Consider the following 13931-nt stretch of genomic DNA (forward strand, 5'->3'; position numbering starts at 1 on the left):
ATCCGGCGCCGGACGCCACCGTGCCCGTCGCGGCGCTGGACAAGAAGCCCCTGAGCGGCATCGCGAACTGGATATGAACCACCCTGACGCCAGATGCCTTACATGGGACAGGAGCGTCCGACGTCTCAATCCACGATCCGCACCGGCGCCGGAGGGTCGAGGCCGACGACGACCAGAACTGAATCCGCCGAACCAGGACCTTCCATGACCACCGAACACCGCGCCACACCCGGCTTCGACGACCAGGCCCCGGGGACCTCCGGCCTGCGCCGCCCGACCCGCCGGTTCATGGAGCCGCACTATCTTGAGACCTTCATCCAGGCCCTGTTCGAGGTGGCCGCGCCGCCCAAGGGCGCGACCCTGATCGTCGGCGGCGACGGGCGGTTCTTTTCGGATCAGGCGGCGGCGACGGTGATCCGCATGGCCGCGGCCCACGGGTTCGGCCGGGTGCTGGTGGGGCAGGGCGGGCTGCTGTCCACCCCGGCGGCTTCGCATCTGGTGCGGCGGCATGAGGCCTTCGGCGCCGTGATCCTGTCGGCCAGCCACAATCCGGGCGGACCGGACGGCGATTTCGGCGTGAAGTTCAACGGCGCCTCGGGCGGTCCGGCGCCCGCCTCTCTGACCGATGCGGTCCAGGCCCGGGCCTCGGCCCTGCGGCGCTACAGCCTGTCGGATCAGCCGGCGCCCTCGCTGGACCAGCCGGGCGCCTTTGATCTGGACGGCATGGCGGTGGAGGTCATCGACCCGGTGACGGCCTATGCGGACCTGATGGAGACCCTGGTGGATTTCGACCAGATCCGCGCCCTGATCGCCCGGCCCGACTTCTCCATGATGTTCGACGCCATGCACGCGGTGACCGGGCCCTACGCCCGCGAGATCTTCGAGAACCGGCTGGGCGCACGGGGCGTGGTGATGAACGGCGCCCCGTCGCCCGACTTCGGCGGCGGGCATCCCGATCCCCATCCCGACCACGCGCCCGAGCTGGCCGCGGGCCTGTTCGGCGATCAGCCGCCGTCCTTCGGCGCCGCCTCGGACGGGGACGGGGACCGCAACATGATCCTGGGCCCCGGCATGATCGTCTCGCCCGGCGACAGTCTGGCGATCCTGACGGCCAACGCCGCGCGCATCGGCGCCTATCGCACCCGGCCGCTGAAGGGCGTGGCCCGCTCGGCCCCCACCAGCCGCGCCGTGGACCGGGTCGCCGAGCGGCTGGGCCTGCCGCTCTACGAGACCCCCACCGGCTGGAAGTATTTCACCAATCTGCTGGACGACGGCCGCATCACCTTCTGCGGCGAGGAGAGCTTCGGCACCGGCGCGGACCATGTGCGCGAGAAGGACGGCCTGTGGGCGGTGTTGATGTGGCTGAACCTGCTGGCGGTCGAGGGCCGGCCCCTGCCCGAAATCGTACGGGATCACTGGCGCCTCTACGGCCGCGACTATTACCAGCGGCTGGATTTCGAGGATCTGGACGCGGCCCGGGCGGCGGAGTTCATGCGCGACCTGCGGGCCGATCTGGACCGGATGGCGGGCCGCGCGGTGGGCGGCTTCACCGTGAGCAAGGCTGAGGAGTTCCGCTATGTGGACCCTGTCGACGGCGCGGTGGCCGAGCTGCAGGGCGTGCGGCTGTGGCTGACGCCGGACGCCCGCATCACCTGGCGCCTGTCGGGCACCGGCGCGCGCGGCGCGACCCTGCGAGTCTATGTGGAGCGATTTGAACCGCCGTCGGGCGCGATCGACGCCCCGGTAGCGGAGGCCCTGTCGGCGCTCTCGGCGGCGGCGGTGGCGGCGGCGCGCATCACCGAACGGCTGGACCGCACCACGCCGTCGACGATCACCTGAGATGGCCCACATGAAACGCTTCGAAGAGATCGACTATCGCCCCACCGCCAAGGGGCCCGCCATCCTGCGTCGGCGGTGGGTTCCGGCGGTGGACCGGCACGTGGTGGAAATCCTGCTGGGCGACGAGCACCTGATGTCGGATCTGTTCATCGAGGGCGAGTCCGAGCTGGCGCGGCGGGCTCTGGCCCTGGCGCCGGATCGGCCGCTGTCGGTTTTGGTGGGCGGGCTGGGCCTCGGTTACACCGCCCGCGCCGCGCTGGAGGATCAGCGGGTCACGCGCCTGACGGTGCTGGACGCCCTGCAACCGGTGATCGAATGGCACGAGGAGGGGCTGGTGCCCCTGACGCCGCCCCTGCGCGATGATCCCCGTTGCGCCCTGCGCCTGGCGGACTTCTTCACCTGGTTCTCGCCGGGCAGTCCCCGGCACAGCGACGAGACCTATGATCTGGTGCTGCTGGACATCGACCACTCGCCGACGCGCCTGCTGGCCCCGGACCATGCCGCCTTCTACACCGCCAGGGGGCTGGCTGATCTGGCGCTGGGCATGCGCCCGGACGGGGTGTTCGCCATGTGGTCGGACGATCCGGCGGAGGACGATTTCATCCACGCCCTGAGAGGGGTTTTCGCCGACGTGCACGCCGAGGATGTCCGCTTCGAGAACCCGCTGACGGGCGAGCCGTCGCAGTGCACCCTGTATCTGGGACGCAGGCGCTGAGATCAGGGCCGGGGTTCGGGACGTTCGAACGTCGCCATCTGCGTCGGCGCGCCCAGCCCGGACGCGCAGGGTCCCACGTCGTCGAAGCGCACCGCACAGCCGTTGCGGTCCGCAACCCCGTTCGCCCAATGCCGGAACCGCTCGCGGCCCCATTCGAACCGGTGGTCCCAGTGCCGCTTGCGCCCCGGTTTCAGCCCCAGCATCGGATTGTAGTCGGCGTTGGGCGTGGTGATGATCACCGTGCGCGGCTGTCTGAGCACGAAGAAGGCGCGCTCCACTTGTGACAGGGAGTCCGGATCGATGTGCTCCAGCGTCTCCAGCATGACGAATGCATCGTGCCCCTTGAGATCAAGGGCGGGATCCAGGAACGACCCGTGGATGAATCGCAGGTCCGCCCCGGTTTTCATGGGCTCGACCCGCGCCCTCAGGCTGTCCAGATCACCGAGGCGCAGCTCCACCCCGGTGAGAACCTCGAACCGGTCCTCCCGGATCAGCCGTTCAAACAACGCCCCGGGGCCGCAACCCAGGTCGGCCACCCGGCGCGCGCCGCACCGGACCAGGGCGTCGACCACGGCCTGGATGCGGCCCTCGTGCAGACTGGACGGGGCGACGCGGCCCTGTGGTTTTTCCGGGTCGGCGAACTGAATTCGTGGCTCCCTCGTGAAGACCGACGGCGGGTGAACTCAAATCCTTACCGGAACAGCCGCGCCGGGACCATGCAGGTCCGGCTGGAGGCGAAACCCGGGATCGGCTAAGTCCCCTCATAACTCCAAACCCCACTGGATTGTCCCATGCCGCGCGCCCCCCTGAAACGAGCGTTCCTCGCCCTCGCCGCCGTGGCCGTGATCGCCGCGCCCGCCGCCGACGTGGGGGCCTGGGGCGCCACCGGCCACCGGCTGATCGGGGTGGCGGCCATGCGCAACCTGCCCGACGAGATTCCCGCCTTCCTTCGCACCACCCAGGCGGCTGTCGAGGTCGGCGAACTGGCGCGAGAACCGGACCGCTGGAAGGGCGGGCCCCGCACCCACGCCCGCGAGCGCGACACGGCCCATTTCATCGATTTCGACGACAACGGTCATGTGCTGACGCCCCAGGGGCCGCACATCGACGCCATGCCCGAGCTGCGCAGCGAATACGAAGCCGCCCTGACCCGGGCGGGACTCAGCGTCGATACGGCCGGGCACCTCTACTACGCCCTGATCGACGGCTGGCAGCAACTGGTGCGCGACTTCGCCTACTGGCGCGTGCTGAACGCCGCCGAGGCCCGCGAGCCCGATCCGGGCAAGCGCGCCTGGTACGCCGAGGACCGTCGCCGGCGCGAGGCCCTGCTGATCCGCGATCTGGGCGTCTGGTCCCACTATGTGGGCGACGCCAGCCAGCCGCTGCACACCTCGATCCATTACAACGGCTGGGACGGAGACACTCCGAACCCGGAGGGCTTCACCCGCTCGCGCCGCACCCATGGCCTGTTCGAGGGCGCCTATGTGCGCGGCGTTGCGCGGCTCGATCTGGTGGAGACAGCCATGCCCGCCGCTGACCTTCGTGAAGCCGCCATCGAGCGCCGCACGGCCGTCTACCTGGGCGCCAGCCTGGCCCGGGTGACGCCCTTCTACCGGCTGGAGCGCGACGGCGCCTTCGCCGAGGGGGATCCGCGCGGCGGCGCCTTCGCCATCGAGCGGCTGGGCGCCGGGGCGGGCGAACTGCGCGACCTCATCGTGCTGGCGTGGCGGGAAAGCGCGAACGCCCGCGTGGGCTGGCCCGCCGTGGCCGTGGCCGAGGTGGAGGCGGGAACCGCCGATCCCTGGGACGCCATGATCGGGACGGACTGAACCCTTGGCGCAATCGCCCGAAGACTGGCTGAAACAGGCGCTCGATCACCAGAACGCGGGGCGGCTCGAGGAGGCGGTCGCGGCGTTCGAGGCTCTGCTGGCCCTGCGGCCCGAGCTGGCGGACGTCTGGTTCGATCTGGGCCGGTTGCGACGACGGATCGGGCGGCACGAGGCGGCGCTGGACGCCTATGACCGGGCGCTCAGTCTGGGCGTGCGCGGGCCGGAGGAGGTGCGGCTGAACCGGGCCGTTATCCTGTCGGAGGATCTGCACCGACCCGACGACGCCGAGGCCGAGCTCAACGCGGCCCTGACCCTGAACCCGCGGTTCGCCCCCGCCTGGCTGAATCTGGGCAATCTGCATGAGGACCGGGGGCGGCGGGATCCGGCGCGCGCGGCTTATGAGCAGGCGCTGGCGCTGGAGCCGGGCAATGTGCTGGCCCTGGCGCGGCTGGCGGGTGTGGCCCGGGCGTCCGGGCCGGACGATCCGCTAATCGGCCGGCTGCGCGCCGCCCTGAAGGTCATCGGCACGGGATCGCCGGACGAACGCATGGCGCGGGCCGATCTGGGCTTCGCCCTCGGCCGGATGCTGGACGAGGCGAGGGCCTATGACGAGGCCTTCGCGGCGTACGCACAGGCCAACCGCGACAGCCGCCTGATCCCGGGGCCGCCCGGCGCGCGCTATGACCGCACGGCGCAGGAGGCGGTGGTCGATCAGCTCATCGCTGCCTTCCCCGACGCCCGGAACGGCGAGGGCGGCGAGGACGCGCCCCTGTTCATCTGCGGCATGTTCCGCTCGGGCTCGACCTTGGCCGAACAGATTCTGGCCGCGCACAGCCGGGTCACGCCGGGGGGCGAACTGGAGCTTCTGCCCGCCCTGGTCCGGCGCGAGCTTCAGCCTTGGCCCGCCAGCCTGAAGACGCTGGACGAGGGCCGCATCGAGTCCCTGCGCGGGGCCTATCTGGACGGCCTGCATGCCCGCCTGCCGGGCGCCGATGTGATCACCGACAAGCGGCCGGACAACTTCCTGCACGTGGGCCTGATCAAGACCCTGTTCCCGCAGGCGCGCATCATCCACACCCGCCGCGATCCGCTCGACAACTGCCTGTCGTGCTGGTTCCTGCATCTGAGCCACGCCATGCCGTGGGCGCTGGACCTGGAGGACACGGCCCACTGGCTGATCCAGCAGGAACGGCTGATGGACCACTGGAAATCCCTGTGGCCCGACGACATCCACACCCTGGACTACGACGCCCTGGTGGCCGACCCGGAGGAGAAGGTGCGCGGCCTGCTGGATTTCTGCGGTCTGGACTGGGAGGATGGCTGCCTGTCGTTCCACGCCCTCGACAACGCTGTGCGGACCGCCAGCGTGTGGCAGGTGCGCGAGCCGCTCTATCGCCGGGCGTCGGGCCGATGGCGCAACTACAAGCTCCATCTGGGATCGCTGAAGGCGGCGCTGGGCCGGGCCTGACTTTCGCCGACGCGCCCGGCGCTGTAGGGGAGCGGCATGACCGACCTGACCCCGCCCGCCGTCATCCTCGACAAGCCGCAGATGGCCGATAACATCGGCTCCGTCGCGCGGGTGATGGCCAATTTCGGCCTGACGGACCTGCGGCTGGTCGCCCCCCGGGACGGCTGGCCCCAGGACCGGGCGTGGGCCACCGCCTCGGGCGCCGACTGGGTGCTGGAGGGCGCGCGCGTGTTCGACACCGTGGCCGAGGCCATCGCGGACCTGAACACCGTCTTCGCCACCACCGCCCGCCCTCGCGAGACCCGCCAGCCGGTGCGCACCCCGCGCGAGGCCTCCCGCGTGCTTTATGACGACACCGCCTCCGGCCTGATGGCGGGCCTGCTGTTCGGGGGGGAGCGAGCCGGCTTGGAGACCACCGACATCGCCCTGACCTCGGGCATCGTCACCATCCCCATCGACCCGCGCCACCACTCCCTGAATCTGGCCCAGGCCGTAGCCATCAACGCCTATGAATGGCGCACGCTCGTGCTGGACGCCCCGCCGCCGAAGTTCCGCCAGGGCGAGCCGCCCGCATCCAACGACCTGCTGCTGGGCATGTACGAGCATCTCGAGACCGAGCTGGACGCCGGGGGCTTCTTCCACCCGCCCGAGAAGAAGCGCTCCATGAGCCAGAACCTGCGCGTCATGCTGGGCCGCGCCGCCTTCACCGAGCAGGAGGTGGCCACCTTCCGCGGCGTGATCCACGCCCTGTCGAAGGGGCGCGGCCGGGTGCTGGCCAAGCTGGCGGAGAAGAGGGCGCGGGAGGAGTAGCGGCAGGCCGGGATAATCCCGCATTTCCGCCGCCCAATGCTCTTGCCCACAAGGGATTGGCCACTGATCGCGGTCTATTTCATCCCGCCCCTGTCAGGCCGCCTATCATGTCGCCATGACCCCGAAACGCGCCCCCTTGCAGTGCAAAGTGAGACTCTCATTGCACTGTTTTTCGCGCCCGGAGTCTCACCATCCCGCCCCCCACCCCTCCGCTCACCCCAGAAGGCTGGGGTCCAGATGGCGCGCACCGGGTCAGGCCGGAGACAAGCGGGGGCCCACAAAGTGAGACTCTCATTGCACTCTTTTTCGCCTCCAGAGTCTCACAGCCCCAGACTCCGTCAGTCGATCTCCAGCAGATCGGACCACCGCCAGGCCGGGGCGCCCAGGGCGATGCGGGAGGCGGCGGCGCCGTCGCCCAAGGTCAGCAAAACCAGACCCCGCATGGGCTCAGTGCGGCAGTCGGCTGGAGCGAAGGCGACCTCCATGGCGATGGCCTGTCGCACCCCCGCCAGACCCTTGCCCGTCTCGGCCCCGCTCTGCAGCCAGTCGCCGTTCCAGACCTGGATGGCCCTGCCCGAGGCGTTCAACTGGCGGGCGGCGGCGTCGATGGCGGCGCGCACCTCGGCGTCGCCCCGCAACGCCTCCTGGAGACGGCGGACCATGTCGCAGCCGCCGCCTGAACCGCCCGAACCGGCGCCCGACCCTGTTCCTCCGGCCCCGCCGCCCGTGCCGGACCCGGCCGTTCGCGCGCCCGCCGTCTGCGACGAGGTCAGGACGGGCAGGGCGGGCGGGGCCGGGGCGATGGGAACGGTCTGGACGTCCGGCGGCGGCGGCTGGTGCAGCGGCCGCACGGGCGGTGGCGGGGGTGAGGGCGGGGCGACCCGGGGCGCGGTGTCGGGCGGGGCGGCGTCGGCGGGCGCGGGCGACTCCTCCGGAGCCGGTTCCGGGGTCGGCGGCGGCGGCGGCGGGCGGACCAGGGTCACCACCATCGGCGGCGGATCGATCGGCGGGGCGTCCGGCCCCGCGCGGGACAGGCCGAGAAACAGCGCCGCCTCGCTCCCCGCGACGATCAGCAGGACGCCGGACCGGACGGCCAGTCGGCGCCAGCGAGGGCGCCGCGCGCCGGAGGGGGAAAAAACGCTCACGACCCCAGAAAAAAGTTCGCTCGCGTCAGCATCGTGGCGCACCGGGGATGGACGGCCATGAAAATGAGATCAGCGATCGGTGAAACAGGGACCGCGTCCGGCCTTCGGCCTCTGAGCGGCCCAACGTCTGTATTCTGAGACAGGTTCCTGATCGAACACGATTATTGCGTCGGAGGCCGTAATACTACGGCCAAGCTGACATTTTCTGGTCAAAACAACGTCATCAAGCGGCCTTCCGTGCCGAAAAGCTTGGGGCGGCGCGACGATGGGACTGGCGCCCCCAATGGGATGGAGACCTCACTTGAACACTTCCACACGCCGCACGCTGAAGGTGGGCGCCGCCGTCGCCGCCCTGGGCCTGATGGCCGGCGCCTGCGCCAGTCACCAGTTCGTTCGCGACAATGTACAGGCGGTCGATGACCGCGTCACCGCCACCGACACCCGCCTCACCGGCGTGGAAGGCACCGCCGGCCAGGCCCTCCAGCGCGCCAACGACGCCCATGTGCTCGCCGAGGGCAAGTTCCTCTATGAGGTGGTGCTGTCGGACGATTCGGTGAAGTTCCCCACCGACGTGGACAGCCTGTCGCCCGAAGCCGAGCAGCGCCTGAACGAACTGGCCCAGCGCCTGCGCGCCGAGAACGCCAACGTCTATCTGGAGATCCAGGGCTACACCGACTCCACCGGTCCGGAATCCTACAATGACGAACTAGGGCAGGCCCGGGCCGAGGCCGTGCGCCGCTATCTGAACCGTCAGGGCGTGGCCCTGAACCGCATGGCCACCATCTCCTACGGCGAGAGCGAGCCGGTGGCCCCCAACGACACCGCCGAAGGCCGGGCCCAGAACCGGCGCGTGGCCATCGTCGTCCTGAGCTGACGGCCTGGCGTGATGCGGGGCTGGACGGTGTGTCGTCCGGCCCCGGTCACGGCCTTCGGGGCGCGCGATCGGCGGGGGAGACGAGGGCGGTCATGACCAGCTCCACCACCGCCTTCATCAGGCACAGGATCAGCACGGCCGCCATGGGCGCGGAGGTCTCGCTCAGCCACCAGGCGGCGGCCAGCACCGTCACGTGCAGCACCACGATCCGGCCATAGGGACGGACCATCTCGACCCCGGGCGAGGACCGCCGCCACAGGCCGCTGGACCACCACTCGCGGATCACGATCACGATCTGCAGCGCCGCCGCCGCCAGCACGGCCCAATAGAATGTGGGATTGGTGAACACCCGACCCCACAGCCCGTCCTCGTCATCGATGATCCTGCTGGCCAGTATCATCGTGAAGACGCCGTGGACCAGGGTGAACAGCCCGTAGTGGACGATGAAGAAACAACCGACGCCGATCGTGCCCATCTGCGCCGAGCCCGGCGCCAGGGTGTCCGGCTGCCGGGCGGTCAGGATGCGGACCAGGCTCAGCACCCCGACGATGATGTTCTCCACCCAGTAGAGCATCAGGATCTGCCCGGCGTCCCAGCCCAGCCACAGCACCCCGGCCACCGGAATCAGGTTCAGCAGGATGATCAGCAGAAGCCGCGCCCCGCCCAGCCTCCGCCCCATGTCCGTGATCACAGTATCCGCCATGAGGGCACACTGGCCTGCGAGTGTGCGAACGAAAAGGGCGCAGGAAGCTGACTGAAGCTGACGCTATAGCGCGCTGAGAAACTTCGGCAGGATCTCCGACGCGGGACCATAGACGCCTTCATCGAACAGGCGCCGCTCCGCCGTGGGCTCCAGGTTGATCTCGACCGCCCGCGCCCCCGCCATGCGCGCCGTCTGCACAAAGCCCGCCGCCGGCCACACCGCGCCGGAGGTGCCGATGGACAGGAACAGGTCACACCGGCTCAGGGCCTGCTCGATGCGGTCCATCTCCAAGGGGATCTCGCCGAACCAGACGATGTGCGGGCGTAACCGCCCGGCCGGATGGTGCGGCGAGGCGTGAGCCGGCTCCAGATCGCCCGGCCAGTCGCAGACCACGCCCGAGGCCGTGCAGCGCGCCTTGCGGAGGTCGCCGTGCATGTGGATCAGCTCGAATCCGGCCGCCGCCGGCGTCTCCGCATGGGCGCGGTCGTGCAGGTCGTCCACGTTCTGGGTGACCAGCAGGAAGTCACCCTCCCACCGCGCCGCCAGTTCGGCCAGGGCCCGGTGGGCGGCGTTGGGGTGGACCGTCGTCAGCTGCCGCCGCCGCTTGTTGTAGAAGTCCTGCACCAGCGCCGGATCCCGCTCGAACGCCTCGGGCGTCGCCACGTCCTCGACCCGGTGCCCCAGCCACAGCCCGTCCGCCGCCCGGAAGGTGGGCACGCCCGACTCCGCCGAGATGCCGGCGCCGGTCAGGATGACGAGATTTCGTTTCCTCATGCGGTTTCATAGCATCCCCGGCATGGCCTAGAAGGGGGCCATCACTCTGGAGCCTGCCCATGAAGACCCGCGCCGCCGTCGCATTCGAAGCCAAGCGTCCCCTCGAGATCGTCGAGGTCGATCTGGAAGGCCCCCGCGCGGGCGAGGTGTTGGTGGAGATCAAGGCGACGGGCATCTGCCATACCGACGCCTATACGCTGGACGGGCTGGACAGCGAGGGCATTTTCCCCTCGATCCTGGGCCACGAGGGCGCCGGGGTGGTGGTGGAAGTCGGGCCGGGCGTGACCTCGGTGGCGGTGGGCGACCACGTCATCCCGCTGTACACGCCCGAATGCCGCCAGTGTAAGTCGTGCCTCAGCCGCAAGACCAACCTGTGCACCGCCATTCGCGGCACCCAGGGCAAGGGCCTGATGCCCGACGGCACCAGCCGGTTCAGCTACAAGGGCCAGGCCATCGCCCACTACATGGGCTGCTCGACCTTCTCCAACTACACCGTGCTGCCCGAGATCGCCCTGGCGAAGATCCGCAAGGACGCGCCGTTCGACAAGGCCTGCTACGTGGGCTGCGGCGTGACCACGGGCGTCGGCGCGGTGGTCAACACGGCCAAGGTGGAGCCGGGCGCCAACTGCGTGGTGTTCGGCCTCGGCGGCATCGGGCTGAACGTCATCCAGGGCCTGAAGATGGTCGGCGCCGACATGATCGTGGGCGTTGACCTGAACCCGGACAAGGAAGACTGGGGCCGCAAGTTCGGCATGACCCATTTCGTCAATCCGAAGGACGTCAGCGACGTGGTCGCCCATCTGGTGGAGATGACCGGCGGCGGGGCCGACTACACCTTTGACTGCACCGGCAACACCACGGTGATGCGTCAGGCGCTGGAGGCTTGCCACCGGGGTTGGGGCGAGAGCATCGTCATCGGCGTGGCCGAGGCGGGCAAGGAGATCGCGACCCGCCCGTTCCAGCTGGTCACCGGCCGCGTCTGGCGCGGGTCGGCCTTCGGCGGCGCGCGCGGCCGCACCGACACGCCGAAGATCGTGGACTGGTACATGGACGGCAAGATTGAAATCGACCCGATGATCACCCACACCCTGCCGCTGGAAGACATCAACAAGGCGTTTGACCTGATGCACGAGGGCAAGAGCATCCGGTCCGTGGTGGTGTTCTAGTCCGTTGCTGAAAGAAACGGACTGGTCTAGCGTCTGTCTCGAATATGAAGGGAGAGCATGATGTTCACGCACATCACTGTCGGGGCGAACGATCTGGACGCGTCGAAAAAGTTCTATGACGCGGTGCTGGGCGCGCTGGGGGTCGAGCCGGGCTTCGTCGATGATCGGCCGAGCGCCTGGTGGCGCACGTCGCGCGGCATGTTCGGGGTCCTGAACCCTATCGACGGACAGCCCGCCTGCCACGCCAACGGCGGCACCATCGGTTTCGCGGCACGCACGCCCGAGGCGGTGGATGCGTTTCACAAGGCGGGGGTAGAGAACGGAGGCGTCTCCATCGAGGACCCGCCGGGCGAGCGCCAGGGTGGGTTCGGAAAGCTGTATCTGGCCTATCTGCGCGACCCGGCGGGCAACAAGATCTGCGCCGTGCACAGACCGGGATAAACATGCAAACCACCAAGACCCACATCGTCCACGGCGGCACGCTGCGTTACTGCCGCCATGACAGCGCGATCACCGGCACGCCCATGACCCTGTCGGTGTTCACGCCGCCGGGGGAGGGGCCCTTTCCGGTGCTGACCTGGCTGTCGGGCCTCACCTGCACCGAGGACAATTTCACCTCAAAGGCCGGGGCCTACCGGGCGGCGGCGGAACACGGGGTGATCATCGTGGCGCCCGACACCTCGCCGAGGGGGAAGGGCGTGGCGGACGATGACGCCTATGATCTGGGGCAGGGGGCCGGGTTCTATGTGGATGCGACACAGGCGCCATGGGCGCCACACTTCCGCATGGAATCTTACGTGACGGATGAGCTGATCGCCCTGATTGACGCGGGGTTTCCGACCACCAGGACCCGGTCCATCTTCGGTCACTCCATGGGCGGGCACGGGGCCCTGACCCTGGCGCTGCGCCACCCCGAACTGTTCCAGAGCGTCTCGGCCTTCGCCCCCATCGCCTCGCCGACCCGATGCGGCTGGGGCGAGAAGGCGTTCACCGCCTATCTGGGCGACGACCGCAGCGCGTGGGCGAAGCACGACGCGGCCCTGCTGCTGGAGTCTGGCGCGGCGGCGGGGGTCTATGACGACATTCTGGTGGATCAGGGCGACGGGGACCAGTTCCTGACCGATCAGCTCAAGCCCGAACTGCTCAAGGCCGCAGCCGACAAGGCGGGCCAGAAGGTCACGATCCGGATGCAGCCGGGTTATGATCACTCCTACTTCTTCATGGCCAGTTTCATCGACGATCACGTGGCCTTTCACGCGGCGCGGCTGAAGGGCTGATCCGAACCGGCCGCCGGGCGTTGATGTCCATGCGGCGACAGGGGCTATCGCCTCTTTGCCGATCACGGACTAGAAGGGCCTATGCCGGACACTCCGCTTCTCGACACCGTCGCCTTTCCCGCAGACACCCGTGGTTTCAGCGTCGCCCAGTTGCGACAGCTGGCCGATGAGGTGCGAACCGAAACCATCGACGCCGTGTCCGTGACCGGCGGGCACCTGGGCGCAGGCCTGGGCGTGGTCGAGCTGACCGTGGCCCTGCACCATGTGTTCGAGACGCCGAAGGACATCCTGATCTGGGACGTCGGGCATCAGTGCTATCCGCACAAGATCTTGACCGGGCGGCGCGCCCGCATCCGCACCCTGCGCCAGGGCGGCGGCCTGTCGGGCTTCACCAAGCGGGCCGAGAGCGAATACGACCCCTTCGGCGCGGCGCACGCCTCCACCTCCATTTCGGCGGCTCTCGGCTTCGCGGCGGCGCGGGACCAGAAGAAGTCCGGCAACAAGGTGGTGGCGGTCATCGGCGACGGCTCCATGTCCGCCGGCATGGCCTATGAGGCCATGAACAATGCGGCCGAGACCACCGGTCAGCTGACGGTGATCCTGAACGACAACGACATGTCCATCGCCCCTCCCGTGGGCGGGATGAGCGCCTATCTGGCCAAGCTGGTCTCCGGCGGCGCCTATCAGAACATGCGCCGCTTCGGAAAGAAGATGGCCGAACATCTGCCGCGTCCTTTCCGCGACGCGGCACGCAAGGCCGAGGAATACACCCGGGGCATGGTCACGGGCGGCACCTTCTTTGAGGAACTGGGCTTCTATTACGTCGGCCCCATCGACGGGCACGACATGGACGTGCTGGTGCCGGTGCTGAAGAACGCCGCAGCCATCAAGGACCGCCCCGTTCTGGTCCACGTGGTGACCCAGAAGGGCAAGGGCTACGCCCCCGCCGAGAACAGCGCCGACAAGTACCACGGGGTGGTCAAGTTCGACGTGGTGTCCGGCAAGCAGTCCAAGTCCATCTCAAACGCGCCCAGCTACACCAAGGTGTTCGGGACAGAGCTGATCAAGCGGGCCGAGCGCGACCCGTCCATCGTCGCCATCACCGCCGCCATGCCGGGCGGCACCGGCATCGACCTGTTCGGCCAGGCGTTTCCGGACCGCACCTTCGACGTGGGCATCGCCGAACAGCACGCGGTGACCTTTGCGGCCGGTCTGGCGGCGGACGGCATGAAGCCGTTCTGCGCCATCTACTCCACGTTCCTTCAGCGCGGCTACGACCAGGTGGTCCACGATGTGGCGATCCAGTCGCTGCCGGTGCGCTTCGCCCTGGA

Annotated in this window: 14 protein-coding genes; 10 read left to right on the forward strand and 4 right to left on the reverse strand. The window is 69.2% G+C overall.

The features are described from left to right. The first annotated feature begins 204 nt into the window (after positions 1 to 204). Together C0461_RS10205 and C0461_RS10210 are read left to right on the forward strand one after the other, a co-directional pair. Positions 205 to 1839, forward strand: coding sequence for an alpha-D-glucose phosphate-specific phosphoglucomutase (locus C0461_RS10205; protein ID WP_292106464.1), 1635 nt, complete (start codon positions 205 to 207; stop codon positions 1837 to 1839). Between the two features lie 10 nt (positions 1840 to 1849). Continuing rightward, the gene (locus C0461_RS10210) at positions 1850 to 2554 is read left to right on the forward strand and encodes a hypothetical protein (RefSeq protein WP_292106467.1); all 705 of its coding nucleotides are present in this window, start codon (positions 1850 to 1852) and stop codon (positions 2552 to 2554) included. 2 nt (positions 2555 to 2556) lie between these two features. On the opposite strand, the gene C0461_RS10215 is transcribed toward C0461_RS10210, so the two are convergent. Beyond that, a complete protein-coding gene (locus C0461_RS10215; protein WP_292106469.1) occupies positions 2557 to 3126 on the reverse strand; it encodes a methyltransferase domain-containing protein in 570 nt (189 codons plus the stop codon). A gap of 219 nt (positions 3127 to 3345) precedes the next feature. On the opposite strand from C0461_RS10215, the gene C0461_RS10220 reads away from it, so the two are divergent. Genes C0461_RS10220 through C0461_RS10230 form a run of 3 tightly spaced genes read left to right on the forward strand, consistent with a single transcriptional unit; the run spans position 3346 to position 6661 of the window. After that, positions 3346 to 4383 carry a S1/P1 Nuclease gene (locus C0461_RS10220; RefSeq protein ID WP_292106470.1) on the forward strand — a complete coding sequence of 346 codons (1038 nt, stop codon included), beginning with the start codon at positions 3346 to 3348 and terminating at the stop codon, positions 4381 to 4383. Positions 4384 to 4387: 4 nt separating this feature from the next. Beyond that, positions 4388 to 5851, forward strand: a complete 1464-nt coding sequence (locus C0461_RS10225) for a tetratricopeptide repeat-containing sulfotransferase family protein (RefSeq protein ID WP_292106471.1) — start codon at positions 4388 to 4390, stop codon at positions 5849 to 5851. 36 nt (positions 5852 to 5887) lie between these two features. Continuing rightward, positions 5888 to 6661 carry an RNA methyltransferase gene (locus C0461_RS10230; protein ID WP_292106472.1) on the forward strand — a complete coding sequence of 258 codons (774 nt, stop codon included), beginning with the start codon at positions 5888 to 5890 and terminating at the stop codon, positions 6659 to 6661. A 338-nt stretch (positions 6662 to 6999) separates the two neighbouring features. On the opposite strand, the gene C0461_RS10235 is transcribed toward C0461_RS10230, so the two are convergent. Beyond that, positions 7000 to 7806: a hypothetical protein gene (locus C0461_RS10235; protein ID WP_292106476.1), complete on the reverse strand. Its 807-nt coding sequence runs from the start codon at positions 7804 to 7806 to the stop codon at positions 7000 to 7002. A gap of 301 nt (positions 7807 to 8107) precedes the next feature. Here C0461_RS10235 and C0461_RS10240 point away from each other — a divergent pair, with 301 nt between their 5' ends. Continuing rightward, a complete protein-coding gene (locus tag C0461_RS10240) occupies positions 8108 to 8680 on the forward strand; it encodes an OmpA family protein (RefSeq protein ID WP_292106479.1) in 573 nt (190 codons plus the stop codon). A gap of 46 nt (positions 8681 to 8726) precedes the next feature. Here C0461_RS10240 and C0461_RS10245 read toward each other — a convergent pair whose 3' ends face one another. Further along, a complete protein-coding gene (locus C0461_RS10245) occupies positions 8727 to 9383 on the reverse strand; it encodes a DUF6498-containing protein (protein WP_292106482.1) in 657 nt (218 codons plus the stop codon). 63 nt (positions 9384 to 9446) lie between these two features. Next, on the reverse strand, positions 9447 to 10157 hold the full coding sequence (locus C0461_RS10250) for an NAD-dependent deacylase (protein ID WP_292106485.1): 711 nt from the start codon (positions 10155 to 10157) through the stop codon (positions 9447 to 9449). Positions 10158 to 10216: 59 nt separating this feature from the next. Between C0461_RS10250 and C0461_RS10255 the strand changes: the two genes are divergently transcribed. The 4 genes from C0461_RS10255 to dxs all read left to right on the forward strand — a co-directional run. After that, positions 10217 to 11323 (forward strand): S-(hydroxymethyl)glutathione dehydrogenase/class III alcohol dehydrogenase, encoded by a 1107-nt coding sequence (locus C0461_RS10255; protein WP_292106488.1) that lies wholly within the window; start codon positions 10217 to 10219, stop codon positions 11321 to 11323. 60 nt (positions 11324 to 11383) lie between these two features. Continuing rightward, on the forward strand, positions 11384 to 11764 hold the full coding sequence (locus C0461_RS10260) for a VOC family protein (RefSeq protein ID WP_292106497.1): 381 nt from the start codon (positions 11384 to 11386) through the stop codon (positions 11762 to 11764). 2 nt (positions 11765 to 11766) lie between these two features. Further along, the gene (gene fghA / locus C0461_RS10265; protein WP_292106491.1) at positions 11767 to 12600 is read left to right on the forward strand and encodes an S-formylglutathione hydrolase; all 834 of its coding nucleotides are present in this window, start codon (positions 11767 to 11769) and stop codon (positions 12598 to 12600) included. An 81-nt stretch (positions 12601 to 12681) separates the two neighbouring features. Then, positions 12682 to 13931, forward strand: a 1250-nt coding sequence (dxs, locus tag C0461_RS10270; protein ID WP_292106495.1) for a 1-deoxy-D-xylulose-5-phosphate synthase, incomplete at its 3' end; no start/stop codon positions are given.

The organism is Brevundimonas sp. (genome assembly GCF_013823285.1).
In the GTDB taxonomy this organism is placed as follows: domain Bacteria; phylum Pseudomonadota; class Alphaproteobacteria; order Caulobacterales; family Caulobacteraceae; genus Brevundimonas.

Excerpts from the sequence above, each read along its gene's own strand:
- C0461_RS10205 (WP_292106464.1), top strand. The coding sequence starts at position 205 with ATGACCACCGAACACCGCGCCACACCCGGCTTCGACGACCAGGCCCCG.
- C0461_RS10210 (WP_292106467.1), top strand. The coding sequence starts at position 1,850 with ATGAAACGCTTCGAAGAGATCGACTATCGCCCCACCGCCAAGGGGCCC.
- C0461_RS10245 (WP_292106482.1), bottom strand. The coding sequence starts at position 9,383 with ATGGCGGATACTGTGATCACGGACATGGGGCGGAGGCTGGGCGGGGCG.
- C0461_RS10230 (WP_292106472.1), top strand. The coding sequence starts at position 5,888 with ATGACCGACCTGACCCCGCCCGCCGTCATCCTCGACAAGCCGCAGATG.
- C0461_RS10255 (WP_292106488.1), top strand. The coding sequence starts at position 10,217 with ATGAAGACCCGCGCCGCCGTCGCATTCGAAGCCAAGCGTCCCCTCGAG.
- C0461_RS10250 (WP_292106485.1), bottom strand. The coding sequence starts at position 10,157 with ATGAGGAAACGAAATCTCGTCATCCTGACCGGCGCCGGCATCTCGGCG.
- C0461_RS10260 (WP_292106497.1), top strand. The coding sequence starts at position 11,384 with ATGTTCACGCACATCACTGTCGGGGCGAACGATCTGGACGCGTCGAAA.
- C0461_RS10220 (WP_292106470.1), top strand. The coding sequence starts at position 3,346 with ATGCCGCGCGCCCCCCTGAAACGAGCGTTCCTCGCCCTCGCCGCCGTG.
- fghA (WP_292106491.1), top strand. The coding sequence starts at position 11,767 with ATGCAAACCACCAAGACCCACATCGTCCACGGCGGCACGCTGCGTTAC.